Below are 24,299 nucleotides of genomic sequence, written 5' to 3' on the forward strand. Positions count from 1 at the left end.
CGCGAATATTCCAGGGCGTCGGCCGTATGTGTTCGCCGCCATCCTGACAACGATGGTCTCGGCAGTTGCATTGTTGTCGTGGAAAGCCTACTCAGACGGCCATGATTCCTCTGCATCGCGGGAGGTCAATGTCGCAATCGCCGTTTGCACGGCGTTTGCGACGTCGGGTCTCATTGTGCTGGCGGTCGAAGCGGCCCGGGATAAGAGTGGTTCCATGCTGCGCTCAATGGAGTCCATGCCAATCAGTTCATCCCACGTCCGATGGCTGCTGATCCTGCCACTTGGCGCGTTCGGAGTGGTCGGCCAGGCTTTCGTTCTGTTACCTCTGTGGGTCGGGATGGGCGCGAACGGTTTTTCAAGCCTCGACGCCCTTGGCTATTCGATGGTATCGATCATTGCGGGGACAGGACTTGGCCTGTTCTGCAATGGCTTTCCCCTCATAGTCATGCGCTCAAAACGGTGGGACAGCATCCGGATGCCGACATCGCTCATCCTGTGGGCTGTAGCAATGACAGCAGTACTCTCGGCCAGTGTTGACGCTTTCAGTAGCCCTCAACCGTGGCACCGGCTGTTGACCATCCCAACGGTTGTCAAGGAAGCTTGGGGAGGTCTGGGTTTCCATGCAATGGGCTGGATAACATCTTTGGCACTTCTGACCTTCGGCATCATCATATACGTCGCTGGTGTAACCCTTCAGTCAACCAATGCCGCCTATAAATCCATTCGACTGACGTGGACCGGGTCTTTGGACAGGAGACAATTTGTCGCGGAAGCAATCTATGCCCTGCGCGACACCAACGTTCTGTCCACCGCGCTTGCCAGCCTCATATTCAACGTTCTTCTGGTTTTCGCTTGGAAGAATCTCGCTCCGTCGTCTCTGAAAATTCTTGGGTTCGCAGTCGTTGTCGTGTCAACCGTCGTTGCTGGACTGGCAGCCAGGGTGACTCGGGGCATTTTCACAACGCGCTTTCCTCCAGCGGCCGTCCTTGGGCTGAGACTGCATTCGTGGTTTGGCTTGCAGTGCATGCTCGCTTCGGGGGTCTTCTCCCTGGCGTGGCTCCCCAGTTTGTGGGCGGTCAATACGATTCCACCGGACCGACTGCCGGAGGTACTTCTTTGTGCCGTGGTGTGTCTTGCCACGGCGATTCTGTTGAATTTTGCGGTCGTCGTAAGCACCGCCAATCCCATTGGACAGATTCTGGCGACCTGGCTCTATGCGGCAGTTGCAAGCGGTGCGGTGGCTGTAATCAGTCAACTGTTCACTAATGGGCTCTCGAGTGTTGCAGTGTTCTTTGCTGCTGCGGCAATGGCCGCTGCCGTTTTTGTCAGCCTAATTATCGAACGACGTCGATGGCACGCATGATTCGAAATGTCTCCCACACCAGAAGGAATCACCATGAAGTCTTCACGCCCTCGCTGGATGGCAACGTCCATCATCTTTACGACGGCCGTCACCGTGATTTGCTTGGCGGTCTTTGGGTTTATGTTCGTCGCGGCTTCCTCGGATGCGCGCGACGCAACGGTAGACCAAGTGTTCGCTCAATCCTTATTTGGCCTTCCTATCCTTGAAGGATTTCACCTCAATGGGAAGTTCGGCGTTCACATGAAACCCGGAGCCATGATCTTTATCGCCATCCCGCTCTTCGCCGGGGTTCTCACGAGCGTTCCGGCGTTGAAGGGGTTTGTTCATGGGACCCGCTAGCCTGATCAGCTGGATGGCTCTGGGCCTGGCAATGGTATTGGCCGAGATCCGTCTCGGAAACCGAAACGACGTGAATGCGACAACCCAGGCAAAATCGATGGATTTCCTCATGATCATGGGTAGTGGGTTCGCTCTGGTTGGTCCCGGAATCTTAGGAAGCATTCGTATTCAGTCCATTGATGTGCTGACATTCGCTGCTGGCCTCGGGCTCGGGTCGGCAGGGTTGCTCGTCCGTATCGTGGCAATGAATGAACTCGGCAGCCGCTACACCCTGACTCCTCAGGATCAGTCTGGAAATGCAGGAGTAATGCAAGACGGCCTATACGCCATAGTCCGCCATCCCGGATATAGCGGCATCCTTATCCAATTCGGGGGCATGGGCATTCTCGCCGCCGGTTGGTGGTGCGCCGTTTGTCTGCTGCCTTTGTGTCTCCTCACAGTTGCCAGAATCCATGGCGAGGAACGCCTGTTGATCCAGGAATTCGCTGCCCAATACCAGCGCTACCAATATTCCGTTCGCTGGAGGCTTGTGCCATGGATCTTCTAGACGGGGATGGTGGTGGGAGTGATCCGATCGAGGAAGCTGAGTTTGACTTGGCGGTCGCGGAGATACAGGCTGCCACTAGCCCCAGAATATTCAAGCTCCGTTTCTCGGCCTGGATACCGACACTGGTACTGCTTGGTGCAGTAATAGCCGCCTTTGTGAGTATCGCTTTGTCATAGCCATATCGATCGTGACGACCCCGGCTAGGGACAGACGCGTCCTATTAAACACTCAGAGGAGCAGGTGCTGTCACCCACACTCTGCTATGTCTGTCATAGCGCATGTTGCTGAGGCGTAGAGTGCGCGGATGTTGTGGCGTGCGAGTTAGCGCTTGTCGCAGCGGCGGATTTCTTTGTTGGTTCGTCCTAGGCACGTCGTCTTTCCGGGTGCTAAGTGCTTTGGCGCCACGGATCATTCGAGTGATGGCGGCCATGCAAAGGGCGCTATATTGTGTTCTGCCTCCGCCCCGGGTTCAGCCGGCGCCTGACCGTGTTTTCCTGAGAAACGGGTATCGGGTTCAACCCAGCGAGGGAGTCGACCTCCGCTTCGTTGCTGACCCTACCTTCGTGAGACCACTGGGCAGATGCCAACCAGTCCGGGACACAGCCTGACCAAGATTTACAGTTGGTTTGCCCAAGTCAAAGGATGGACGCTTTTGCGCCGGCGTATACCCGGCGTGAAACCATGAGCAGCATGGCCCAGAAGATTGCGTACCAAGGTGAGCCCGGAGCCAATTCGGACCTCGCATGCAAGGAAATGTTCCCCGAACTCGAAAGCGTGCCGTGCGCAAGCTTTGAGGATGCTTTTGAACTGGTCTCGAACGGGGATGTCGATCTGGCCATGATCCCCATCGAGAACTCCATCGCCGGGCGGGTGGCCGACATCCATGTGCTGCTCCCCCAGTCCAATCTGCAGATCGTCGGAGAGTACTTCCTGCCGATCCACTTCGACCTGATGGGCATTCCCGGCAGCACCATCGAGGCAGCCACGGAGGTGCACAGCCACATCCATGCCCTTGGGCAGTGCCGCCGCATCATCCGTGAGGCCGGCTTGAAGCCCGTCATTGCTGGTGATACCGCCGGCTCGGCACGGGAAGTCCGGGACTGGAACGATCCCCGCAAACTCTCCCTCGCTCCGCCGCTGGCTGCCCGGTTGTACGGGCTCGAGGTCCTGGCCTCCGGCGTCGAGGACAACCCCACCAACACCACCCGCTTTGTTGTCCTGGCGCGTGAACGCGAACTTCCCACCAAGGAAGAACTCCCCGGCCCGGCGATCACCAGTTTTGTGTTCCGCGTCCGCAACGTTCCTTCTGCCCTGTACAAGGCGCTGGGTGGCTTCGCTACCAATGGGCTGAACATGACCCGGCTTGAGAGCTACATGGTGGGCGACGAGTTCGCCGCCACGATGTTCCTTTCCGACGTCGAAGGCCACCCGGAGGACGCCCGCCTGCGCCGCGCGCTGGAGGAACTGGAGTTCTTCACCACCGAAGTGCGCGTCCTGGGCGTGTATGCGGCGGATGCATACCGGGAGCGGAACACGGTCAAGGCCTGAGGCGCGCCTCAGGCTACAACTACGGCTAGTTATAAGCTCGAAATCCGGCTAAATTGCCCGCATGAAGACAGTCCCTCTTAGCGAAGCCAAGGACAAGCTCTCGGCCTTGGTCGAAGAAGCAGACACCACACACGAGATCATCCAAATCACCCGCGACGGGCACCCCGCCGCTGTCCTCATGTCAGCGGAAGACCTGGAGTCGCTCCAGGAAACCATTCACTGGCTGTCCCAGCCGAACATCCGTGAAGATTTGGCTCAGGCCAGTCGCGACATCGCAGAAGGCAACACAAAGAGCGGCGATGATCTGCGCCGCGAGTTCGGGCTGCCGCCCCGGTGAGCGACACAGCGAGGAAAACGAACCTTGGAAGGTACAGGCCACCAGCCCGGCCCTGAAAACATTTCACAGCCTGCCGGTGAAGGCCGCCTCAGCGATTGTTGAATTCGTCACCGGAGCACTCGCCGGTAACCCTCACCGCCTCAGCAGGCCGCTAACCAATGAGCTCACTGTTAGCGCACGGCACGCCGGGGAGATTACCGTGTGCTGTTCACACTGGACCTTGAAGAGCACGTGCTTTACGTCCACCGGATTCAGCACCGCGCAGACGTCTACAAGCCTCGATGATTCGGCCAAGCTAAAAATGCGTCGGCTCCTCCACAAGTGCCGTGGCAATGCTGTCGGCATCTTCCAGGGCTGCGAGGTAGCGCTCGGCATCCAGCGCTGCCGAACACCCGGTTCCTGCGGCCGTGATCGCCTGCCGGTAGCGGTGGTCCACGGCGTCGCCGCAAGCGAACACACCGGACAGATTGGTGCACGTGGTGGGCGAATCCACCTTGATGTAGCCCTCCGCGTCGAGCTCCACCTGTCCCGCCACAAGCTCCGTCCGCGGCAAGTGTCCGATTGCCACAAAGATGCCGGACGCTGCCTGCTCCCTGGTTTCGCCCGTGCGGGTGTCAGTGAGGGTCACCCCCGTTACCTTGGTATCTCCATGGATCTTGGTGATGGCGGAGTTCCACGCGAAACTGATTTTGGGGTTGTCCTTGGCGCGCTGGGCCATGATGCGGGAGGCGCGCAGCTCGCCCTTGCGCACGACGACGGTCACGGACTTTCCGAATCGCGTCAGGAACGTCGCTTCCTCCATGGCTGAGTCTCCGCCGCCGACCACAATGATGTCCTGCTCGCGGAAGAAGAATCCGTCGCAGGTGGCACACCAGGACACACCATGCCCGCTGAGCTTCTTCTCCTCCGGCAAACCCAGTTCCTTGTAGGCCGAACCCGTCGCCAGGATCACTGCCGTAGCTTCGTGCGTCTCCCCGGCTCCCGTGACCACAGTCTTGACGTGACCTGCAAGCGAAACTTCAGTGACGTCGTCGAACACTATCCGGGCACCGAACTTTTCCGCCTGGGCTTGGAGCCCGTCCATCAGCTCAGGGCCTTGTATACCCTCAGGGAAGCCGGGAAAATTCTCCACTTCCGTGGTGTTCATGAGGGCTCCGCCAGCGGTGACGGAACCAGCCAGGACCAAGGGGTTCAGGCCTGCCCGGGCTGCGTAGATTGCTGCCGTGTAGCCCGCAGGACCGGACCCGATGATGATCAGCTGTTCCATTGATTCTCCTTTGGTTACTGCGTTGCCGGTTACTGCGTCGCCCGATACTGATGGGCCGGTTACTGCGCGTCGACGTGCCGGGCGGGAAGCAGCGAGGCAATCAGCCCCTGGATGCGGGTCTTGATGTCGTCGCGGATGGGACGCACGGCCTCCACCCCCTGACCGGCGGGGTCCTCCAGTACCCAGTCCTCGTAACGTTTGCCCGGGAAGTAGGGACATTCGTCTCCGCAGCCCATGGTGATGACGACGTCGGACTCCCTGACAGCGTCCTCGGTAAGGACCTTGGGTATCTCGGCTGACATGTCGATCCCGAGCTCGGCCATTGCTTCCACAGCTGCGGGATTCACCTGGTCCGCAGGCTGCGAGCCAGCGGAGCGCACCTCAATGGCATCGCCCGCCAGCGATGTCAGAAACGCTGCTGCCATCTGCGAGCGCCCTGCGTTGTGAACACACACGAAGAGGACTGAAGGCTTCTTGCCGGCTTCGGCGGTCATGGGATTCTCCTGGATTGATCTGGTCGGGGCGGTCCGCCCCACCGCCACGAACGATACATCGATGCGCTGAGTATGGTTCCGTTTGCTGGTGATTTTCAAGATGGAGGGAGCGCTGCGACGGGGCCCCCTTGGGTCTCACCTAGTCTTATATCGGGGGTTACATGTTGAAAAATTCGAACCAACGATCCGCGCCGATTCTGTCCTGGGTGATGATCGCGGCTGTGGTGGCGCTGTTCATCTGGATGGCCCGCAATGCATTGCTTCAGGCATCGCCACTTTTCGTGGTGGCGGCCGCTTACGCCTTCCTGCTGCTCCGGGTGTTCTCCGTCTCCACCCGCGCCTACATGGTGATGCAATTCGGAACACTGCTCATTTTCTTCTCCTGGCTTTCCGTCGAGGACGACCTCGGAATTCCCGCCGCAGGCTCCTGGCTGCTGGGGTTCGCCGCCGGGGCCATCGGCAGCAGTTTGTCCGGAAAAGGTTCGGGAGCGGAGGCAGTCCGCGAACGCGAGCGCAAGGCCAAGGACGGCGGTGGTTTCACGGGCGGGATTCGTTTGGCGCTGGTCAACGCCGCCAGCGTCGCGATTCTCTTGGGAAGCGGATTGGCGCATCTCGGGTTTCAATCCCCGACGGCGGCAGTCACCGCAGTTCTGGCCGGCGCCTTGGTCTGTGGATGGGCACTGTACCGCTTCCCACCTTCGGCACTGACCCGGAACGTCCTCCAACTGGTCATCCCGGTGGAGTTCCTGCTGTTGATGATGCTTGCGGGAAATACAGGTCAGCTGGCCCTGCCTTTTGTGTGGACTTATGGCGTTCTCGCCGGCATCCTCCTCGGCGGCCGGTACTGGAGCGGCCCCCGGCTGGGCGAACCCCGGCCGCCCTTCAGTGGCCAGGGCACCAAGCGCCGCAAGCGGAAGCCTGTTCGGAAGGCGCAGCAGAAACGGCGGGCGCAGCGCCAACAGAAGAACAGGGACAAGACTGCTGCCCGCTGAGATGCGGAGAAGTCTTTATTCGCCATTGCCGGCGGAGGGTTCCGTTGGCCTTCCGGTCAACGGACCCACCGCCGGACAATGGCGCGACACCCGGCTGCTTGAGTGCCGCACGCCCGCCATGGATTGACGGGACGGGCACGATCTACCGCCCCATGGACGCTGCCTCTTCCTCACGTTCTCCCCGCGGACCAACGGGCGCCTCCGTCGACTTACGTCCGAGCTTGCTTGGCCACCAGATCTTGTTTCCGATGTCGTAGGCCAAGGCCGGGACCAACAAGGACCGGACCAGCACGGTGTCCAGGAGCACTCCGAACGCCACAATGAACGCCAGCTGCACCAGGAACATGATGGGGATAACGCCCAACGCTGCGAACGTGGCGGCGAGGACCACGCCGGCCGAGGTGATGACACCGCCAGTCACCGAAAGACCCCGGAGGATACCCGGACGCGTCCCGTGCTTGAGTGACTCTTCGCGGACCCTGCTCATCAGGAAGATGTTGTAGTCAACGCCCAGCGCAACCAGGAACACGAAGCCGAACAGCGGCACAGTGGCGTCAGCTCCCGAGAATCCAAAGACGCCGTTGAACACCCAGGCGGAAACACCCATCGCTGCGCCGTAGGACAGAACCACCGAGAGCACCAGCAGCACAGGCGCCACCACCGAGCGCAACAGCAGCATCAGGATGAAGAGGATCACCACGAGCACGATCGGAATGATGACTGCCAAGTCACGCTGTGCAGTGGTGTTGGTGTCCAGGGCTGTGGCAGTGACACCGCCGACCAACGCTCCCGGGTCTGCTTCCTTGACGGCAACACGCAGCGCTTTCACGGCATTTTCGGCCTCGATCGAATCCGCTGCGTTGTTCAACGTGGCATTGATGAGCACCTTGCCGTCCCGGACCGCGGGTTCGGAGGGCGTCCCCGGGGCACCGGTGATGGGCACGCTTCCGTCGGCCAGCAGGTAGGCGTCGCCAACGCCGCCGGCCGCTTTGACCTTGTCCAGGACCTGCTGCGCGGCCCCTTGGGAGGCGACCACGACGGCGGGGCTGCCGCTGCCGGCGTCGAAGTGGCGCGCCAGCGCGTCCTGGCCGTCTACGGCGTCGGACTTGGACAGGATCACGTCCGTCTGGGGAACACCGTTGGCTTTCAACTGCAGGACACCCGTTGCAGCGACCAGGAGCAACAGCACCGAAGCGACCCAGACGACGCGCGGGCGCCGGGAGACCAGGCGGCCGGTAGCGCGCCACAGACCCTTTTGTCCCTCAAGTCCGGTGACGATCTCAGGTTCGCGTTCGTCGTCGGGCAGCAACTTGGGGCGGAACGGCCAGAAAGCAGCGCGGCCCAGCAACGCCATCAACGCGGGCAGGAGCGTCAGCGCGGCGAACAGTGCGCACAGGATCCCGGCGGCAGCCACGGGACCCAGCGCCTTGTTGGAATTCAGGTCGGAGAAGAGCAGGCAGAGCAGGGCGATGATGACCGTGGCGCCCGAGGCAAGAATCGGCTCGAATGACGCCTTCCAGGCTGTCAGCACGGCCTGCGTGCGGTTGCGGGTGTGGGTCAGGGCCTCACGGAACCTGGCCACGAACAGCAGGGCGTAGTCGGTAGCGGCACCGATCACCAGGATGGACAGGATGCCTTGGCTTTGGCCGTTCAGCTGGATCCAGCCGATCTTGGCCATGCCGAAGACCAGCAGGATCGCGGCGCACAGGGCAAAGACCGAGGTGAAAAGCACCGCCAGCGGAAGGACCACTGAGCGGTACACAAGCAGCAGGATCACGAACACGGCGCCCAGTGCAACCAGCAGCAGGATCCCGTCAATGCCGCCGAAAGCGTTAACGAGGTCGGCAGTAAGTCCCGCAGGTCCTGTGACGAACGCCTTCATCCCGTCCGGGGCGCCGGGCTGCACGACGTCGCGCAGCTCCTTCACGACGTCGCGGATTTCATCGGATTCGGCGATCGGAACGATGTACTGGACGGCTTTGCCATCTTCCGAGGGAATGGGACCGACGACGGCGCTCCCCAGCTTGAGTGCCTCGATGTCGGCTTTCAGCTTGGCTGCTTCGCCCAGCTGGGCGGAGGTGAAGGCCTCATCATTCTCGATGATGACCACTGCAGGGATTTCTTCGGAATCACGGAACTTGGCTTGCCAGTCGCCGGCTTCGGTGGCTTCGGCCCCGGCGGGCAGGAAGGATGCCTGGTCGTTGGAGGAGACCTCGTCCAGGCGCCCGAAGGTGGGGCCGCCCACCCCGGCAATTCCAAGCCAGGTTATAACGAGCACCACGGGCACCAGCCAGCGTAGCCAGAACGGTACTTTCTGCGGATTCATGAGTCCTTCTTCTTGGGAAAGCATGTGAGTGGTTTTATTAGACTATAGAGTATCTCCATCATGGAACTAATCAAATGGCCCGCCTTGACGGATGCGCTGAAGGGGCGTGCCGGGGAGTAATATCCGGAGGGCAGAAATGACTCAAGGAGGGCAGATGTCGGACATGAACGGGCAGCGCACCGGCGACCCCGCCGCACTCCCGAACGCCACGCCGGGCGCCGCCCCGGGCGCCGCGGCCCCGGAAGGTGCCGTCCCGCCGTCGGGCCCCTCCCAAGACCTGGTCCGCCTGCTCCAGGACTTCACCCTGGAGGCCAACCACTACGTGGACGCCGCAGGCGGAGCGAACGACATGCACCGCACCGACCTCAACGCTTTGGCAGTGATCATGCGACATTCCGCTGCCGGACTCGTGGTGACACCTGGCGTGCTCCGCAGCGAATTACGCCTCAGCTCCCCCGCCACCACCGCGCTGGTCGACCGCCTCCACGCGAGCGGTCACGTGGTCCGCGAGCGCCTGGGCACAGACCGCCGCCAGGTCCAGCTCCAGATGACCCCCAAGGCGTACCAGGACGGCAGTGCCATCTTCATGCCGCTCGCCATGCGCATGGGCAAGGCCATGGCCTCGTACACCGCGGAGGAACTGGAACTCGTGAGCCGCTTCATGGCCGACATGGTGGAGGCGACCATCGAAGCCCGGCGGCAGGCCACCCACCAGGAACCCAAGTAGGTAGCAGCTAACGGCGCTTTGACCGCTCAAAACGCCCACAATTGCGACCCAGTTGGGCGGCGTAGCTGTAGCGTTTCCCTATGAACGCGCAGCAGCCAGAAGATGTCTATACCCACGGACACCACGAGTCGGTTGTCCGGGCCCATGCCTCACGGACTGTCGAGAATTCGGCGGCGTTCGTGATCCCCCATCTCACCCCCGGAACGTCAGTTCTCGACGTCGGTTGCGGACCCGGGAGCATAACGTGCGATTTCGCGGGGCTGGTTGCGCCGGGGCAAGTGATCGGTTTGGACCGGTCGGCCGATATCGTGGCGCAGGCAACCGAGCTGGCCAGGGAACGCGGCGTGGACAACGTGACCTTCCAAACCGGCAACATCTACGATCTCGACTTCGAGGACGAATCGTTCGACCTCGTCCACGCCCACCAGGTCCTCCAGCACCTCACCGACCCGGTCGCGGCCCTGCGTGAGATGCGGCGCGTAGCCAAACCCGGTGCCATCGTGGCCGTGCGCGACGCCGATTTCCACGGGATGAGCTGGTACCCGGAAGTTCCGGAACTCGACGATTGGATGGAGCTGTACCAGAAGATCGCCCGGCGCAACGGGGCAGAACCCGACGCCGGAAGGCGCTTGGTTTCGTGGGCGCAGCAGGCAGGTTTCACGCAGGTGGCGCCCACCAGCAGCAACTGGCTCTACGCCACGGCCCAGCAGCGTGCCTGGCAATCGCGGGTCTGGAGCGAACGCGTACTACATTCCGCGTTCGCCGAGCAGGCCTTGGAATACGGCTTGGCCAACGAGGCCGACCTTGCCCGGATCGCCGCCGGCTGGCACCGCTGGGGCGCCACCGAGGACGGCTATTTCCTCATTCCGAACGGCGAAGTCATCGCCCGGGCCTAAATACTTTCCCGAAGCATGTAGAAATGCCATCGCCAGTTCCGACCCATGAGTGAAGCACCCACCCAGGGCGCCACGTCACAAGGAGTTAGACATGAAATACATGATCATGATGTTCGGGTCCGCTGAAGGCATGATGGAGACCGCCGAGCCTGAATGGATCCGGGAAATGATCGGGTTCATGATCCAGATCGACAAGGACCTGACCGAGTCCGGGGAACTCGTCTTCAACGCCGGGTTGACCGACGGCAGTACGGCGAAGCTCGTCAAGCAGACCCCTGACGGTGTCATCACCACCGATGGCCCCTACGCTGAGTCCAAGGAGTCCCTGGTGGGCTACTGGGTGGTTGATGTGGCCAGCGAGGAACGTGCCGTGGAAATCTGTTCCAGCATTGTGAAGTACTCACAGGTGGTGGAGCTCCGCGCCCTGGCGGACGGCCCTCCGGAGGTTTAGCTTTTGACCCAACCCCCTCGCGACACGCGATTGGAGGACCTGCTGCGCACCCTCGCGCCGCAGGTCCTCGGCGTGCTGGCACGCAAGCACGGCCAGTTCGATGCATGCGAGGACGCCGTCCAGGAAGCACTGTTGGAGGCGGCCCTCCAGTGGACCTCCGCCCTGCCGGACAACCCGAAAGCCTGGCTGCTGGCGGTTGCATCACGGCGCCTGGTGGACTTCTACCGCAGCGAAAGCGCCCGGCGGGCACGTGAAGAACGGGTCGCGGTCATGGACTTCCAGTACAGCGCCGCCGCGGAGACAGACGACACCCTCACGCTCATGTTCCTTTGCTGCCACCCCGCGTTGTCGGCACCATCGCAACTGGCCCTGACGCTGCGGGCAGTTGGAGGACTCACGACGGCGGAAATCGCCTCTGCTTTCCTCGTCCCCGAAGCGACCATGGGACAACGCATCAGCCGGGCAAAACAGGGGATCCAGAAGGCCGGGGCAACCTTCAGCATGCCGCCGGCTTCCGAGCGGAAGGCGAGGCTCGGCGTCGTACTTCACGTCCTGTACCTGATCTTCAACGAAGGCTACGCCGCGAGCTCCGGTGCGTCGCTGCAGCGCGAAGAACTCACTACTGAGGCAATCCGGCTGGCACGGCTGCTCCTGGCCGCTGCGCCGTCCGAACCTGAGGCGACGGGGCTGCTGGCTCTGATGCTGCTGACTGATTCCCGGCGATCGGCCCGCACTCTGGGCGATGGGACGCCGGTGCCGCTGGCCGAGCAGGACCGAAGCCTGTGGAACCGCGCGCAGATCGACGAGGGCGTTGCGTTGTTGTCATCAGTCCTGGGCCGTAGTGCTGCCGGACCGTACCAACTGCAGGCGGCGATCGCGGCGGTCCACGCGGAGGCAGCGTCCAACGACGAAACCGATTGGCCGCAGATCCTTGCCCTGTACACGGTGCTGGAGGCTGTCGCTCCGAGTCCGGTGGTGACCTTGAACCGTGCCGTGGCACTGGCCATGGTGAAGGGTCCCGCCGCGGGTCTTGAGCTGCTGTCCGGGCTGGATGCTGAGCTCGGGCGCTCGCACCGATTGGACGCCGTGCGTGGGCATCTGTACGAGCTGGCGGGATTGATACCGGAGGCACGCGCGGCTTTTCTTGCCGCAGCCAGGAAAACGCAAAGTCTGCAGGAGCGCCGGTACCTGCTGGGGAAGGTCACAAAGCTGGACGGCGGCGGGTCCTGACCCCATATAGTCGGATCATGGAACAGCGCATACTTGGCAAGACCGGCCGACCCGTTTCAACCGTGGGGCTGGGAACGTGGCAACTCGGAGCCGACTGGGGTTCCGTCACCGAAGCGGACGCCTTTGCCGTGCTGGAAGCCTCTGTGGAGCATGGAGTCACGTTCTTTGACACCGCGGATGTGTACGGCGACGGGCGCAGCGAACAGTTCATCGGTCGCTTCCTCAGCGAGCGCCCCGAGCTGAACGTCACCGTTGCCACCAAAATGGGACGCCGGGTGGACCAGGTTCCGGAAAACTACACCCTCAAGAACTTCCGCGAGTGGACCGACCGTTCCCGCCGCAACCTGCAGCAGGACACCCTGGACCTCGTCCAGCTGCACTGCCCGCCCACCGCGGTATATAGCAGCTCCGAGGTCTACGATGCCCTGGACACCCTGGTCAGCGAGGGAGCCATCCGCAACTACGGCGTCAGCGTGGAGCGGACGGACGAGGCCCTTGAAGCCATCAAACGCGGCAACACGGCCTCAGTCCAGATCATCCTGAACGCCTTCCGTTTGAAGCCCCTCGACGAGGTCCTGCCCGTAGCCAAGGAAGCCGGCGTCGGCATCATCGCGCGTGTGCCGCTGGCTTCCGGATTGTTGTCCGGCAAGTACACTCCGGAGACTACCTTTGCGGCCAACGACCACCGGAACTACAACCGCGACGGTGCCGCTTTCGACGTCGGCGAGACGTTCTCCGGCGTGGACTTCGCCACCGGCGTCAAGGCAGCGCAGGAGTTCAGCGCATTGGTTCCCGACGGCGTCACCACCCCGCAGGCGGCCCTCGCCTGGATCGTCGCCCAGGATGGCGTCACCTCGGTCATCCCCGGAGCGCGCTCCGCCGAGCAAGCTGCAGCCAACGCCGAAGCCGGAGACATGCAGGTTGTCGGAGCAGGCTTGTCTGACGGGGTGCGGGACATCTACGACCGCTACTTCCGCGAAGCGATCCACCCGCGCTGGTAGGCGGCAGGCCGGCGTCGGGCGTTTTTTGTTTCGGCTTACCAGCCGCTCCGGGTGGGCGTATGGCCCTTCCTGGCTTCCTCGGGCATCGACATTTCCGCCCTTAACCCGAGAAGGCGGATCGGCCGGTCGGGTTCGATTTTGGCCGTAAGGTCCAGTGCCTGAGCCAGAACTTCGTCGCGGTCATAGGTCTCGGGGATTTTCCTCGCGTAGGTCTTGGTGAAGAAGGGTTTGTAACGGACCTTGAGGGTTAGCCCGACCACGGGCCGACCCTCGGCGGCGACGTCTTCCAGGACGCGGGCGGTCAGCTCCTTGAGGGCGTTTTCGATCTGGCCGGGCTCGGTGAGATCCTGCTGGAACGTAGTTTCACGGCCGTGGGCGCGGGCAACCCAGGGTGTGTCGTCGACCTCCGTGGCGCCCTCGCCTCTGCCGAGTTGTGCGTACCAAGGTCCCATTTTCGGCCCGAACTCCGGGACCAGGCTGGCCGGATCCGCGGCAGCGAGTTTATTCACCGTGGTGATGCCATGGGTGGCCAGGCGCTTGGAGATCTTGGGGCCGATCCCCCACAACCCGATGGTGGGCTTCTCCCCCATGACGTCCAGCCAGTTGTCCTTGGTCAGGCGGAAGATGCCAGCGGGTTTGCCGAAATCGGTGGCGTTCTTGGCCCGGACCAAGGTGTCACCGATGCCCACGCTGCAGTGGAGCTGGGTGTTCTCCAGGACGGCCGCCTGGATCTGCTTCGCGTACGTCACCGGGTCTTCGGTTTCCACGCCCACAAACGCTTCATCCCAACCCAGTACCTGGACTGTGGCGCCGGGTTGTTCGCGAAGGGTAGCCATTACGGTTTCGGAAGCGGCCAGATAAGCCTCCTGGTCGACGGGCAGGATGATGGCGTCCGGCACCTTCCGGGCCGCTAAGCGCAGCGGCATGCCCGAGCCGACGCCGAACGCCCGGGCTTCGTAGGACGCCGTAGACACAACAGCCCGCTCCGTGGGGTCCCCCCGGCCGCCAACGATGATCGGCTTACCGGCAAGCTCGGGGCGCCTCAGGACCTCGACCGCCGCAATGAACTGGTCGAGGTCTACGTGCAGCACCCATGGAGTTCCGCTCACGGGATCAGTCTGCCTCATTGGGTGCGGGCTTGGCTGCAGCTTCACGACCCTCTTTCGGCTGGGTTTCCGTTGAAATCAACCTATTTCGGGTGCATTTGACGGCCCGCGGCTTGAAAGTGGGTCGGGGCGGTACGCGTCCCGGGCACCGGCTGCCCCCGCATAAGCTGACATGGTGCAGTTTTCACTTTGGCTGGCCCTCGTAGGCGCCGGCACCCTCATCAGTTTCACACCCGGCGCCGGCGCGATCTTCACCATGAGCAACTCGCTCAACTCCGGCTTCCGACGCTCCATCTGGGGCATCCTTGGCCAACAGGTGGCCTTGATCATTCACATCTTGATTGTCGCCCTTGGCGTGGGCGTCCTGGTCTCCAATTCGCCGGTGATCTTCAACGTCATCCGCTACGCCGGCGCCGCCTATCTGGTGTATCTGGGCATCCGGCAGTTCCTGCACAAGCCTGACCTGGATAAAGAACAGGTCGATGACAAGAAGAACGAGCCCGCACTGTCCATGTTCCAGCGCGGCATCTGGGTCAACCTCCTGAACCCGAAGGCAATCGTCTTCTTCTTGGCCTTCATGCCCCAGTTCATCCGCCCGGATCAGCCCCTGGTGCAGCAGTACCTCGTGTTGACTGCCACAGTTCTGGCCATCGACATCATGGTCATGTGGTTCTTCTTCGCCTTGGCAGCACGTTCGTTCCAGCGGTTCACCCATGACCAAAAGGGCCAAATCATCCTGAACCGGATCTTCGGTTGCTTGTTCGTAATGGTGGGTATCCTGCTGGCAGTCATCCACTAGCCCCTTCCGGGAGCGCGTGAATGCTACGGTCAGAGGCATGGAAGCGGACTGGATCGAGCACCGACGCGCGGACGACGGCGAGCATGTCGGATGGATGAAGCCTGTCGACGACGGATTCGTCGCCGTTGATTTGCTGGGCCGTCCCCGGACCGAGGCGGTGGACTGGTTGAGCGCGGAGGAAGTTCTTGATGAGCTCGGTTTGCGGTACCTGGCAGACCCCCACGAGCTACGGCTCGACGACGGCGGATGGCTCCGCGTCCGGATCGCCGAAGTGACGCCCTCCGCAGTCCGGGTCAAGAAGGACGATTGGGGCGACATGACCGCTCCGCAGATCTACTTCACGGTTTCCCTGCCCGTCAGCGAAGAGAAACTTCGCCCGCTGAAGCGATAGCTACGACGTGGATCCCCGCACCACCAGCGAACTCTCCAGGGTCACATGCGGCTCAGCCAGCGGCGTGCCCTCCATGAGTCCCCGGAGCTGCTCCCCCGCTTTGCGCCCCAATGGCGTCGCTGGCAGATGCACACTGGTGAGGCTGGGGTTGCTGGTGGCGGAGTAGGGAAGATCGTCGAAGCCCGCAACTGCCAGCTCCCCGGGGATGGCTACTCCCTCCACGCGCGCTTCCTGCAGCACACCGTAAGCGTGTGTGTCGGTACCGCAAACGACGGCGGTCACCCCCACTGCTTTCCACAAAGGCCAGGCTTCGGCGAAGGCGGCAGCGGCAGCACCGACGTCGATCGCTGTACTGATGACATGCCCGGCATCCACCACGAGACCGCAGGCGGCAGCTTCCTCGAGGAAGGCGTCGCGCCGCAGCTGGAAGGTGGTGGTCCCCGTGACACCGTCCACGTACGCCGCGCGGGTGTGTCCGGAGGAGGCCAGGTGGCGGGCCAGCTCACGGGCTCCTTGGGCAACGTCGAGGTTCACGGAGGGTGCGTAGGCTTCCAGCCCCGGGGCGTCCAGCAGGACCAGTGGGCCGGCTGCGGAGAGGTCTTCAAGGAATTCCGCGCTCGGGGCTCCGACCAGCAGGCCGGCAGGGCGGAGGGCCAGCAGTTTACGTACGTCGGAAGCCTGGGGTGATTCGCCGGCGTCGGTCACTGAGAGCAGGAGTTGATATTCCGCGCCCAAGGCTTCCCTGACCCCTGCGATCACGTTGGCGAAGAACGGGTTGGACACATCGGGCGTCACGAGGATGACGATGGAACTGACGCCGCGGGCCAGTGAACTCCCAATGCTGTCCACCACGTAACCCAGTTCGGCGATGGCGGACCGGACGCGGGAGATGTTGTCGTCCGAAACCCGTCCCTGGGTCTTGCCGTTGGCGACCAGGGAAACCGTGGCTGTGGAAACACCCGCCCGCGCGGCCACCATCGCAGCCGTTACCCGGGGCGAGCGATGTGCGCGGCCACTGCGCCGCTCCAGGGATTCCATGTATCGATCGTAGCCTTGTTACACGGCCCTGACCTGCGCCAAGGCATCAAGCGCTTGACGCCCTCAACGTTAAGCGTTTGACGTAAAGGTTGAAGCAGTGCCAAAATCACCCTGAATGCTTATCGCCCTGCCCCGGGCAAGTTCGTGGCAGGCCCCAATGACGTGGAGAGAAACGTGGAAACCAACCCCCGCAAAAAGATCATTCTTGATTGCGATCCTGGCCATGACGACGCAGTGGCATTGCTGTTGGCGCACGGAAACCCGGACATCGAGCTGCTCGCCGTGACCACCGTGGTTGGCAACCAGACCCTCGAAAAAGTCACCCGCAACGCACTGTCCGTGGCAACCATTGCCGGCATCACCGGCGTCCCCTTCGCCGCAGGCTGCGACCGCCCGCTGGTCCGCACCATCGAAACCGCCCCCAGCATCCATGGTGACTCCGGCATGGACGGCCCCGAGCAGCCCGAGTCCGCGATCGAACTCGACCCGCGCCACGCCGTCGACCTCATCATCGAAACCGTCATGGCGCATGAGCCGGGCACGGTCACCCTGGTCCCCACCGCGGGCCTGACCAACATCGCGATGGCTGCCCGCAAGGAGCCACGCATCGTGGAGCGCGTCAAAGAAGTTGTCCTCATGGGCGGCGGCTACCACGTGGGCAACTGGAGCGCGGTTGCGGAGTTCAACATCATCATCGACCCCGAGGCCGCACACATCGTGTTTAACGAGAAGTGGCCGGTTGTCATGGTGGGCTTGGACCTCACGCACCAAGCGCTGGCCACGGATGATGTGGTGGAGCGCATCGCCGAGATCGGCACCAAGCCCGCCAAGTTCGTTCTGGAGCTCATGGAGTTCTTCAAGAAGACCTACAAGGACGCCCAGGGCTTCGACTTCCCGCCCGTGCACGATCCCTGCGCCGTCGCCTACGTCATCGACTCCACGGTCATGACCACGCGCAAGGTCCCCGTGGACATCGAACTGCAGGGCAAGCTCACGCTCGGCATGACGGTGGCCGACTTCCGCGCACCCGCCCCGGAGGACTGCCACACGTCCGTTGCCGTTGACCTGGACCACAAAAAGTTCTGGGATCTGGTCACCGACGCGATCGAGCGGATTGGAGAACCAATGCACGACGGCGGCACTCCCTCTGGCGCGCAGCTCGCCGAAGCGGTTCTGGCAGGAGAGGCGAAGTAATGTCCACCCTCGCTGAAACCAAGTCCACCCGCAGCAACGTCACAGCCCTCATGGTCGCCCTGCTGGCAGCCTGCGTGGCCTTCCAGCTCAATGCCTCCATGCTCAGCCCGGCCCTGGTGACCATGGGCAACGAACTGCAGACCGACCAGGCCACCATCGGCCTCTCGCAGACCTGGTTCTTCACGGCCGCAGCGCTGTTCTCCCTGTTCCTTCCCCGCCTCAGCGACATCGTAGGCCGCAAGAAGATCCTCCTCGGCATGATGGTCCTCATGGCCGTCGGTTCGGTCATCGCCGCTTTGGCACCGGACGTCACCTGGCTGTTCGTAGGCCGCATCATCCAGGGCGTGAGCGGTCCGACGGTTCCGCTCTGCCTCATCATGCTCCGCTCCGCCGTGAGCAACCCGCGAAAGTACGGCGCGCTCATGGGCCTCATAACGGCCGTCAATGGTGGCGTGGCCGGCGTCGACTCCTTCGTGGGCGGCTACTTCGCGGAGAACTTCGGCTTCCGCAGCATCTTCTGGCTGATGGTTGCCCTGGCCGTCGTTGCCACCGCTTTGATCGCCTTCCTGGCCAGCGAAAGCAAGCCGGCCGCAGGCACCACTATGGACTGGTTGGGCGTATTCTTCATCGTCATCGCCGTCGGCGCGCTGCTGACCGCGCTGAACGAAGGCTCCAAGCTCGCGTCGGCATTCGACGGCGGCACGCTGGCCCTCGCCGTCGGCCTCACTGTAATTGCCGTCGTCGCGTTCCTTGCGTTTTGGACCGTCGAGAAGCGCGCCAAGCAGCCGATGGTGGAAACCGTCCACCTGCGCCAACGTTCCACGTGGGCTCCCCTGCTGACCACGACGCTTACCATGACCGGTATCTTCGCGGTGATCAACGGCATCGTCCCCGCGTTCGTCCAGGCCGCCGATCCCGGTTTTGGCGTCGGGCCCACGGAAATGTCGCTCATGATCCTGACCCCGTACGCGCTCCTCGGCTGGGTCTTCGGACCGATCAGCGGCCGGCTCGCTCCAGTGCTGGGCTACACCAAGGTGCTACGCATCGGCCTGGTCGGCAGCCTCGTAGCCCTGGCGATCATTGCGCTTTTCGGCCTCAGCAGCCTGCCCATGATGATCGTGGGAACGGCCTTGCTGGGTATCATGTACGCCGGTACCGTCAACATCATGCTGAACGGACTCGGCGTGGTCCTCTCGCCCAAGGGCAACCCCGGTTTCCTCCCCGGCATGAACGCCGGCGCCTTCAACCTGGGTGCGGGACTGAGCTTCCTCGTCCTTCCGGCCGTCCTGGTGGCCACCTCAGCGCTCGGTGACGCGAAGGCGTCCTACCTGACCGTCGTCGTCGTTGGTTTTGCCATTACGTTCGCTGCCTTCGCGGCCTCACTGCTGATCCCCAAGCCGGTTGACGCCGAGGTGCACGAAGACCAGGAGGTGGCGGCGTGAGCAAGTCCGGAATCGTCGTCGTTGGCTCGCTGAACGCGGACCTGACCATTTATACCGAGCGGCTCCCCCAGCCCGGCGAGACCGTACACGGCAACGGTTTCGCCGTTAATCCCGGCGGCAAGAGCGCCAACCAGGCCGTTGCGGCCAGCAAGCTTGGCGGCAACGTGACGCTGATCGGCGCTGTCGGCAACGACCCCAACGGGACCATGCTCCTTGAGTCCACTGCAGGTGCCGGCGTTGATGTTTCCCGCGTCCGGCGCTCGGACGTTGCGACCGGAGTAGCTGTCATTTCCGTGGATGCCAACGGAGAGAACAGCATCATCATCTCCGCCGGCGCCAACGGCACGCTGGCCCCGGCCGACGTCGACTTCGCTGCCTTCCGCGATGCCGCCGTGGTCTGCCTGTGCCTGGAGGTGGGCATCGATACCGTGGTGGCCGCCGCCCAGGCAGGGCACGACGCCGGGGCAACAGTCCTGCTGAACCTCTCGCCGTACGCGGAGGTTCCGGAGTTGTTGGCAGGCTTGAGCGACGTGCTGCTGGTCAACGCGCACGAGGCGGCCCTGTTCCTTGGCTCGGAGGCTTTTATCCCTTCCGCCGAGGCGAACGCCGACGCCTGGGAGCCCGTCCGCAGCCAGTTCGCCGACCGTGGACTGCAGCGCGTCCTCGTGACGCTCGGTTCGCAGGGGTCCGTGGTGCTGGATTCCCTGGCTGACGGAGAGCAACTGGCACGGATCGCTCCAACGCGGGTGGCCGCCGTCGACACCACGGGTGCCGGCGATGCGTTCACCGGTGCCGTGGCCGCGCGCTTGGCTGCCGGTGATTCGCTCGTTGATGCGGCGTCGTTTGCTTCAGTGGCCGCCGCGTTGGCTGCGACGAAGAAGGGCACCCAGGCCGCCTACGCAACCCTCGGGGAAGTCGAAGCCGCCCGCGCCTCCTAACCCCCGTGTACCCAACTGGGTAACAGCACACGTCCTATTGAGACGTCAGTGGAACATGTGCTGTTACCTACTTGGGTTAAGCGGACTTGCGGGCGGCGCGTTGGGCGGAGCGCTCGGTCGCCCGGCGGCTCAGGGCACCGTGTCCCGCCATGAGGCGGGGCACCACAACGTACACAGCTGTGGGAACCACGAAGGCGGTCAACACCAGGGCGCGCAGGACCGGGTGCAAAGGCTCCATGAGCGGGCCAAGCAACAGCATGCCCACCGAGACCAGCGGGAAGATCGCGATCCAAGTGATGAGTGCACGCATGTGCACCGAGGGTCCCTGGGGCCGGACGACGGCGGCGCTTGAGTTGGGCGCGACAGCCGGGGCTTCGGGGGCAGTTGTTTCGGCGGCGACGGGGGTCGTCATCAGATTCTCCAACCAGATAGTTGTAATTGATGTGAGATCACCATAACCCTGCGCGCAAACAATTACAACTACTTAGTTGGAAACTGCTAATATGACCCTATGGCATGGGACACTGAACGAACCAAGGCCCTGCTGCTTGAGGCCGCCACCACCGAGTTCTGCACGCGCGGTTTGGCGGGCGCCCGCATTGACAGGATCGCGTCCGAGGCCGGGGTCAACAAAGAGCGGATCTACCAGTACTTCGGCAACAAGAATGCGCTGTTCGACGCCGTTATCGTCACGGCCCTCAGCTCCCTCATGGACGAGGTACCCATCGAAGGCACCGGCCCGGAAGCCATGGCCGATTACGCCGGGCGACTCTTTGACCACCACCAAAAAGACGCCACGGCCCCCCGCCTCCTGTTCTGGGAGGGTTTGGAGCGCGGCACCGACGTTGTGGGCCTGCCCAAACGAATGGCCAATTGCGCTTCCAAGGTCAACAGCACCATCGCAGCCCTGCCCGGCATCTCCAGGGAGGATGCCGGAGATCTCCTCATCACCATCGTCAGCCTCTGCGATTCGGCTCCCGTCCTGCCCGCCCTGGATGGTCTCATGGCCGGCAATGACCCCGGCCGCATCCAAAGGCGACGCGCCGCCGTCGTACGAACTGTCCATTTGGCCGCAGCGGCACTGGCAGCGGAAGCCGCCACCGCCTGAAGCCGGCGCCCTGCGCCCACGCTGTGACAACTTTGACACCAAAAGTGACTCACTTGTGAAGTTGCCCCTAGCCAAGAGGGGGTGACATCGACCATGCTTGCTGAATGTACTCAACGACGAGCCCATACCGCATCATCACGGTCTGCACTGGAAACATCTGCCGCTCGCCCATGGCCGCGCTCATGCTGACCGAAGCCTTCGCCGCGGAAGGGCTCGGCGAACTCGTAGTGGTCGACTCCGCGGGCACCACCGGATACGAAGTCGGCCACCCCATCGACGCCCGCGCAGCCCGGGTCCTGACCGCCCAGCACATCGCCTCCGAGGACCACGTGGCCCGCGAATGGAGGCACGAATGGTTCGCAGGCCGCGACCTCATTCTCGCCCTCGACGTAGACCACTTCGGCTGGCTCCAGGAAGGCGCCCCTGACCGCGGATCACTGGAAAAAGTCCGCATGCTCAGGAGCTTCGACCCCCAGGTGGCAGGGCGAAACACCCTGGATCTCGGCATCGAAGACCCCTGGTACGGCGGGCACACGGACTTCGACAACACGTGGACACTCATCAAATCGGCCATCCCCGGAATCGTGGAGCATGTCAAAGCCGCCATCGCCTCCGCAGGCATCGAAGCAGGCCACGAGCACCAGCAGGTAACCTCTATGACATGACCCCTGCACCTGTGATCATCGCTGTTGACGGCAGGTCCGGCGCAGGCAAAACCACTCTGGCCGTGGAACTGGCGGCCCGGTTGCGGCAGCACCACAAAGTATCGCTTTTCCATCTGGAGGACATCTATCCCGGCTGGAACGGGCTGCGCACGGGCATTGAACGCTACGTGGGCACCGTCCTGGCGCCGCTTCGCGAGGGCAAGGCGGCCGAATGGGTCAGCTGGGATTGGGAACGGCATTACGACGGCGGCCTGAACGTCACGCTGCCCGCCGAGATCGTCATCGTCGAGGGTGTCGGAGCTGGAGCCGAAGCGGCCCGTTCCATGCTGGACGCGGTGGTGTGGGTGGAGGCGCCAGGCGAGGATCGCCGTCGTCGTGCCCTGACGCGCGACGGAAGCACCTACGAACCGTACTGGGACTCCTGGGCCGCCCAGGAGGATGAGTGGCTCTCCACGGACTCGGTGACCGAGGAGGCCGACATCCACGTCCGGAATCCAGCCGACGGCAGCGCACCGGAGGATGTCCTGCAGGCCCTGATGTACCTGCCGTCGCTGGCGGCCATCCTCTCCCCCGAACTCAGCGCCCGCCGCGGCTTGCAGTTGCGGTCCGAGCGCCTGGAAGCAACACCGGACGCAGCGCTGCTCTTCGAAACCCTCTATGGCCGCTCAACGAACGCTGTGTGGCTCGATTCCTCGAACGCCGCCGCGGTTGCCGGCCGCTCCCAAGCCGCCGCGCGCAGCCGCTTCAGCATCCTGGCCGACGACGGCGGAACTTTCGGCCAGTCGGTACTGCACCGCTCCGGGGCCACCAAAGTGACCGCGGGGTCCGCCACTGTGACAACATCCGGCCCCTTCTTCCGATGGCTGGACTCAGTCTGGGGCAGGCGGGCCGTCCGCGCACCCAGGGGCTACGACGCCCAGTTCACGCTCGGCTGGCTGGGATACCTGGGCTACGAACTCAAACGTGAAACCGGCGGCAACGACGTCAACTCCGACACCCCTGACGCGGCACTCATCTTCGCCGGGCGGGCCGTGGTGCTGGACCATCGCGAACACACAGTATGGCTGCTCGCATTGGAAGCCCCCGACGCCGGCGACTGGCTGCGGGAGGCGCGAGCCGCCGTCGTCCAGGCTTCCGACGGCGGTGCTGCCGCTGCTTTGGGCGGCTCCGGCGCGACGGGCGCCCTTGGCGCGACGGTTCCCGAGTTCGCCAGCCGGGATTCCGCAACCGACTACAAGCGCAAAATCGCCGACTCCCAGCACCAGATCAGCGAAGGCAACTCCTACGAAATCTGCCTGACCACCACACTCGAGGCGGCCGCCGGGGACCTGGACGCCTGGAGCAGCTACCTTGCGTTGCGACGCCGGAACCCAGCCCCGTTCGCCAGTTACCTCCGGTTCGACGGACTGGAGATTGCCAGCACGTCGCCTGAGCGGTTCCTGCGGATACTGTCCGACGGCGGCATGCGTGCCGAGCCGATCAAGGGCACCCGCGGCCGGTCAGCCGACGCGGCCGAGGACGCAGCGTTGCGGCACGACCTTGAGACATCGTTGAAGGACCGCGCCGAGAACATCATGATCGTTGACCTCCTGCGCAACGATCTCAGCCACTTCGCAATTCCTGGCTCAGTGACGGTGAGCAGGCTCTGCGCCATCGAAAGCTACGCCACTGTCCACCAGATGGTGAGCACTATCGACGCGCACCTTCGGCCGGGAGCTCCCCGGGCTGAAGCAGTCGCCGCGGCATTTCCGGCCGGGTCCATGACGGGCGCGCCAAAAATCAGCACCATGGACATCCTCGACCAGCTGGAATCAGGGCCACGGGGCATCTACTCCGGCGCCATTGGCTACTTTTCCCTGAACGCGGCCACCGACCTCGCCGTCGTCATCCGCACCCTGGTGGTGAACCCCGACGACGACGGCGGACGGACGCTCTCCCTGGGGGTGGGCGGGGCCATTACGGCTGATTCGGTAGCCGACGACGAATACGAGGAGATCCGGACCAAGGCTTTCGGTGTGCTCTCCACCCTTGGCGCCGACTTCCCCCACTGAGTTTTTGTACAGCTAATGCCCTCATAAAGGCCCTTTAGGCGCATTAGCT

At 63.2% G+C, this 24,299-nt stretch carries 25 protein-coding genes; 19 read left to right on the plus strand and 6 right to left on the minus strand.

Features of this window, described 5'->3' with window-relative positions; genetic code table 11:
- The first annotated feature begins 28 nt into the window (after positions 1 to 28).
- From ACFUOZ_RS11145 to ACFUOZ_RS11165, 5 genes are all read left to right on the plus strand, one after another.
- On the plus strand, positions 29 to 1,363 hold the full coding sequence (locus tag ACFUOZ_RS11145) for a hypothetical protein (protein WP_377547930.1): 1,335 nt from the start codon (positions 29 to 31) through the stop codon (positions 1,361 to 1,363).
- A 33-nt stretch (positions 1,364 to 1,396) separates the two neighbouring features.
- Complete coding sequence (locus tag ACFUOZ_RS11150) at positions 1,397 to 1,702, plus strand: hypothetical protein (RefSeq protein ID WP_377547932.1); 306 nt, start codon at positions 1,397 to 1,399, stop codon at positions 1,700 to 1,702.
- Positions 1,703 to 1,715: 13 nt separating this feature from the next.
- Complete coding sequence (locus tag ACFUOZ_RS11155) at positions 1,716 to 2,249, plus strand: methyltransferase family protein (RefSeq protein WP_377547934.1); 534 nt, start codon at positions 1,716 to 1,718, stop codon at positions 2,247 to 2,249.
- 690 nt (positions 2,250 to 2,939) lie between these two features.
- Positions 2,940 to 3,797, plus strand: a complete 858-nt coding sequence (locus tag ACFUOZ_RS11160; RefSeq protein ID WP_377547936.1) for a prephenate dehydratase — start codon at positions 2,940 to 2,942, stop codon at positions 3,795 to 3,797.
- A 61-nt stretch (positions 3,798 to 3,858) separates the two neighbouring features.
- A complete protein-coding gene (locus tag ACFUOZ_RS11165) occupies positions 3,859 to 4,134 on the plus strand; it encodes a type II toxin-antitoxin system Phd/YefM family antitoxin (RefSeq protein ID WP_377547939.1) in 276 nt (91 codons plus the stop codon).
- A 295-nt stretch (positions 4,135 to 4,429) separates the two neighbouring features.
- On the opposite strand, the gene trxB is transcribed toward ACFUOZ_RS11165, so the two are convergent.
- Together trxB and ACFUOZ_RS11175 are read right to left on the minus strand one after the other, a co-directional pair.
- The gene (gene trxB / locus ACFUOZ_RS11170) at positions 4,430 to 5,401 is read right to left on the minus strand and encodes a thioredoxin-disulfide reductase (RefSeq protein ID WP_377547942.1); all 972 of its coding nucleotides are present in this window, start codon (positions 5,399 to 5,401) and stop codon (positions 4,430 to 4,432) included.
- Between the two features lie 59 nt (positions 5,402 to 5,460).
- Positions 5,461 to 5,895: an arsenate reductase ArsC gene (locus ACFUOZ_RS11175; RefSeq protein ID WP_377547944.1), complete on the minus strand. Its 435-nt coding sequence runs from the start codon at positions 5,893 to 5,895 to the stop codon at positions 5,461 to 5,463.
- A 161-nt stretch (positions 5,896 to 6,056) separates the two neighbouring features.
- Between ACFUOZ_RS11175 and ACFUOZ_RS11180 the strand changes: the two genes are divergently transcribed.
- Positions 6,057 to 6,887 carry a hypothetical protein gene (locus ACFUOZ_RS11180; RefSeq protein ID WP_377547947.1) on the plus strand — a complete coding sequence of 277 codons (831 nt, stop codon included), beginning with the start codon at positions 6,057 to 6,059 and terminating at the stop codon, positions 6,885 to 6,887.
- A gap of 142 nt (positions 6,888 to 7,029) precedes the next feature.
- On the opposite strand, the gene ACFUOZ_RS11185 is transcribed toward ACFUOZ_RS11180, so the two are convergent.
- Complete coding sequence (locus ACFUOZ_RS11185; RefSeq protein ID WP_377547950.1) at positions 7,030 to 9,213, minus strand: MMPL family transporter; 2,184 nt, start codon at positions 9,211 to 9,213, stop codon at positions 7,030 to 7,032.
- A 154-nt stretch (positions 9,214 to 9,367) separates the two neighbouring features.
- Between ACFUOZ_RS11185 and ACFUOZ_RS11190 the strand changes: the two genes are divergently transcribed.
- The 5 genes from ACFUOZ_RS11190 to ACFUOZ_RS11210 all read left to right on the plus strand — a co-directional run bounded on the left by ACFUOZ_RS11190 (position 9,368) and on the right by ACFUOZ_RS11210 (position 13,518).
- Positions 9,368 to 9,940, plus strand: coding sequence for a MarR family winged helix-turn-helix transcriptional regulator (locus ACFUOZ_RS11190; protein WP_377547952.1), 573 nt, complete (start codon positions 9,368 to 9,370; stop codon positions 9,938 to 9,940).
- Positions 9,941 to 10,020: 80 nt separating this feature from the next.
- Entirely contained in the window at positions 10,021 to 10,836 is an 816-nt protein-coding gene (locus ACFUOZ_RS11195; protein WP_377547955.1) for a methyltransferase domain-containing protein, read from the plus strand.
- A 91-nt stretch (positions 10,837 to 10,927) separates the two neighbouring features.
- Positions 10,928 to 11,287: a YciI family protein gene (locus tag ACFUOZ_RS11200; RefSeq protein ID WP_377547957.1), complete on the plus strand. Its 360-nt coding sequence runs from the start codon at positions 10,928 to 10,930 to the stop codon at positions 11,285 to 11,287.
- 3 nt (positions 11,288 to 11,290) lie between these two features.
- Positions 11,291 to 12,517 carry an RNA polymerase sigma factor gene (locus ACFUOZ_RS11205; RefSeq protein ID WP_377547959.1) on the plus strand — a complete coding sequence of 409 codons (1,227 nt, stop codon included), beginning with the start codon at positions 11,291 to 11,293 and terminating at the stop codon, positions 12,515 to 12,517.
- A gap of 17 nt (positions 12,518 to 12,534) precedes the next feature.
- A complete protein-coding gene (locus ACFUOZ_RS11210; protein WP_377547961.1) occupies positions 12,535 to 13,518 on the plus strand; it encodes an aldo/keto reductase in 984 nt (327 codons plus the stop codon).
- A 35-nt stretch (positions 13,519 to 13,553) separates the two neighbouring features.
- Here the strand turns inward: ACFUOZ_RS11210 and ACFUOZ_RS11215 are convergent, their stop codons facing one another.
- The gene (locus ACFUOZ_RS11215; protein WP_377547964.1) at positions 13,554 to 14,645 is read right to left on the minus strand and encodes a DNA polymerase IV; all 1,092 of its coding nucleotides are present in this window, start codon (positions 14,643 to 14,645) and stop codon (positions 13,554 to 13,556) included.
- A 151-nt stretch (positions 14,646 to 14,796) separates the two neighbouring features.
- Between ACFUOZ_RS11215 and ACFUOZ_RS11220 the strand changes: the two genes are divergently transcribed.
- Positions 14,797 to 15,423 (plus strand): LysE family transporter, encoded by a 627-nt coding sequence (locus tag ACFUOZ_RS11220; protein ID WP_377547967.1) that lies wholly within the window; start codon positions 14,797 to 14,799, stop codon positions 15,421 to 15,423.
- Between the two features lie 37 nt (positions 15,424 to 15,460).
- Positions 15,461 to 15,814 carry a hypothetical protein gene (locus tag ACFUOZ_RS11225; RefSeq protein ID WP_377547969.1) on the plus strand — a complete coding sequence of 118 codons (354 nt, stop codon included), beginning with the start codon at positions 15,461 to 15,463 and terminating at the stop codon, positions 15,812 to 15,814.
- Here ACFUOZ_RS11225 and ACFUOZ_RS11230 read toward each other — a convergent pair whose 3' ends face one another.
- Positions 15,815 to 16,852 (minus strand): LacI family DNA-binding transcriptional regulator, encoded by a 1,038-nt coding sequence (locus tag ACFUOZ_RS11230; protein ID WP_377547971.1) that lies wholly within the window; start codon positions 16,850 to 16,852, stop codon positions 15,815 to 15,817.
- A 174-nt stretch (positions 16,853 to 17,026) separates the two neighbouring features.
- Here ACFUOZ_RS11230 and ACFUOZ_RS11235 point away from each other — a divergent pair, with 174 nt between their 5' ends.
- Genes ACFUOZ_RS11235 through ACFUOZ_RS11245 form a run of 3 tightly spaced genes read left to right on the plus strand, consistent with a single transcriptional unit; the run spans position 17,027 to position 20,426 of the window.
- Complete coding sequence (locus ACFUOZ_RS11235; protein ID WP_377547974.1) at positions 17,027 to 18,046, plus strand: nucleoside hydrolase; 1,020 nt, start codon at positions 17,027 to 17,029, stop codon at positions 18,044 to 18,046.
- On the plus strand, positions 18,046 to 19,488 hold the full coding sequence (locus ACFUOZ_RS11240; RefSeq protein WP_377547976.1) for an MFS transporter: 1,443 nt from the start codon (positions 18,046 to 18,048) through the stop codon (positions 19,486 to 19,488). The genes ACFUOZ_RS11235 and ACFUOZ_RS11240 overlap by 1 nt, the downstream gene beginning before the upstream one ends.
- Entirely contained in the window at positions 19,485 to 20,426 is a 942-nt protein-coding gene (locus ACFUOZ_RS11245; protein ID WP_377547979.1) for a ribokinase, read from the plus strand. Before ACFUOZ_RS11240 ends, ACFUOZ_RS11245 begins: the two co-directional genes overlap by 4 nt.
- Before the next feature lie 76 nt (positions 20,427 to 20,502).
- Here the strand turns inward: ACFUOZ_RS11245 and ACFUOZ_RS11250 are convergent, their stop codons facing one another.
- Positions 20,503 to 20,838 (minus strand): hypothetical protein, encoded by a 336-nt coding sequence (locus ACFUOZ_RS11250; protein ID WP_377547982.1) that lies wholly within the window; start codon positions 20,836 to 20,838, stop codon positions 20,503 to 20,505.
- 99 nt (positions 20,839 to 20,937) lie between these two features.
- Here ACFUOZ_RS11250 and ACFUOZ_RS11255 point away from each other — a divergent pair, with 99 nt between their 5' ends.
- From ACFUOZ_RS11255 to pabB, 3 genes are all read left to right on the plus strand, one after another.
- Positions 20,938 to 21,534, plus strand: a complete 597-nt coding sequence (locus ACFUOZ_RS11255) for a TetR/AcrR family transcriptional regulator (RefSeq protein WP_377547985.1) — start codon at positions 20,938 to 20,940, stop codon at positions 21,532 to 21,534.
- Positions 21,535 to 21,638: 104 nt separating this feature from the next.
- Entirely contained in the window at positions 21,639 to 22,199 is a 561-nt protein-coding gene (locus ACFUOZ_RS11260) for a low molecular weight protein-tyrosine-phosphatase (protein WP_377547988.1), read from the plus strand.
- Positions 22,196 to 24,250 carry an aminodeoxychorismate synthase component I gene (pabB, locus tag ACFUOZ_RS11265; RefSeq protein WP_377547990.1) on the plus strand — a complete coding sequence of 685 codons (2,055 nt, stop codon included), beginning with the start codon at positions 22,196 to 22,198 and terminating at the stop codon, positions 24,248 to 24,250. Before ACFUOZ_RS11260 ends, pabB begins: the two co-directional genes overlap by 4 nt.
- Positions 24,251 to 24,299: the final 49 nt, after the last annotated feature.

Origin of the sequence: Paenarthrobacter sp. NPDC057355 (assembly GCF_042667405.1) — a bacterium.
Classification (GTDB): domain Bacteria; phylum Actinomycetota; class Actinomycetes; order Actinomycetales; family Micrococcaceae; genus Arthrobacter.

Excerpts from the sequence above, each read along its gene's own strand:
- ACFUOZ_RS11150 (WP_377547932.1), top strand. The coding sequence starts at position 1,397 with ATGAAGTCTTCACGCCCTCGCTGGATGGCAACGTCCATCATCTTTACG.
- ACFUOZ_RS11155 (WP_377547934.1), top strand. The coding sequence starts at position 1,716 with ATGGCTCTGGGCCTGGCAATGGTATTGGCCGAGATCCGTCTCGGAAAC.
- ACFUOZ_RS11160 (WP_377547936.1), top strand. The coding sequence starts at position 2,940 with ATGGCCCAGAAGATTGCGTACCAAGGTGAGCCCGGAGCCAATTCGGAC.
- ACFUOZ_RS11165 (WP_377547939.1), top strand. The coding sequence starts at position 3,859 with ATGAAGACAGTCCCTCTTAGCGAAGCCAAGGACAAGCTCTCGGCCTTG.
- trxB (WP_377547942.1), bottom strand. The coding sequence starts at position 5,401 with ATGGAACAGCTGATCATCATCGGGTCCGGTCCTGCGGGCTACACGGCA.
- ACFUOZ_RS11175 (WP_377547944.1), bottom strand. The coding sequence starts at position 5,895 with ATGACCGCCGAAGCCGGCAAGAAGCCTTCAGTCCTCTTCGTGTGTGTT.
- ACFUOZ_RS11180 (WP_377547947.1), top strand. The coding sequence starts at position 6,057 with ATGTTGAAAAATTCGAACCAACGATCCGCGCCGATTCTGTCCTGGGTG.
- ACFUOZ_RS11185 (WP_377547950.1), bottom strand. The coding sequence starts at position 9,213 with ATGAATCCGCAGAAAGTACCGTTCTGGCTACGCTGGCTGGTGCCCGTG.
- ACFUOZ_RS11190 (WP_377547952.1), top strand. The coding sequence starts at position 9,368 with ATGTCGGACATGAACGGGCAGCGCACCGGCGACCCCGCCGCACTCCCG.
- ACFUOZ_RS11195 (WP_377547955.1), top strand. The coding sequence starts at position 10,021 with ATGAACGCGCAGCAGCCAGAAGATGTCTATACCCACGGACACCACGAG.
- ACFUOZ_RS11200 (WP_377547957.1), top strand. The coding sequence starts at position 10,928 with ATGAAATACATGATCATGATGTTCGGGTCCGCTGAAGGCATGATGGAG.
- ACFUOZ_RS11210 (WP_377547961.1), top strand. The coding sequence starts at position 12,535 with ATGGAACAGCGCATACTTGGCAAGACCGGCCGACCCGTTTCAACCGTG.
- ACFUOZ_RS11215 (WP_377547964.1), bottom strand. The coding sequence starts at position 14,645 with ATGAGGCAGACTGATCCCGTGAGCGGAACTCCATGGGTGCTGCACGTA.
- ACFUOZ_RS11220 (WP_377547967.1), top strand. The coding sequence starts at position 14,797 with ATGGTGCAGTTTTCACTTTGGCTGGCCCTCGTAGGCGCCGGCACCCTC.
- ACFUOZ_RS11225 (WP_377547969.1), top strand. The coding sequence starts at position 15,461 with ATGGAAGCGGACTGGATCGAGCACCGACGCGCGGACGACGGCGAGCAT.
- ACFUOZ_RS11230 (WP_377547971.1), bottom strand. The coding sequence starts at position 16,852 with ATGGAATCCCTGGAGCGGCGCAGTGGCCGCGCACATCGCTCGCCCCGG.
- ACFUOZ_RS11240 (WP_377547976.1), top strand. The coding sequence starts at position 18,046 with ATGTCCACCCTCGCTGAAACCAAGTCCACCCGCAGCAACGTCACAGCC.
- ACFUOZ_RS11250 (WP_377547982.1), bottom strand. The coding sequence starts at position 20,838 with ATGACGACCCCCGTCGCCGCCGAAACAACTGCCCCCGAAGCCCCGGCT.
- ACFUOZ_RS11255 (WP_377547985.1), top strand. The coding sequence starts at position 20,938 with ATGGCATGGGACACTGAACGAACCAAGGCCCTGCTGCTTGAGGCCGCC.
- ACFUOZ_RS11260 (WP_377547988.1), top strand. The coding sequence starts at position 21,639 with ATGTACTCAACGACGAGCCCATACCGCATCATCACGGTCTGCACTGGA.
- pabB (WP_377547990.1), top strand. The coding sequence starts at position 22,196 with ATGACCCCTGCACCTGTGATCATCGCTGTTGACGGCAGGTCCGGCGCA.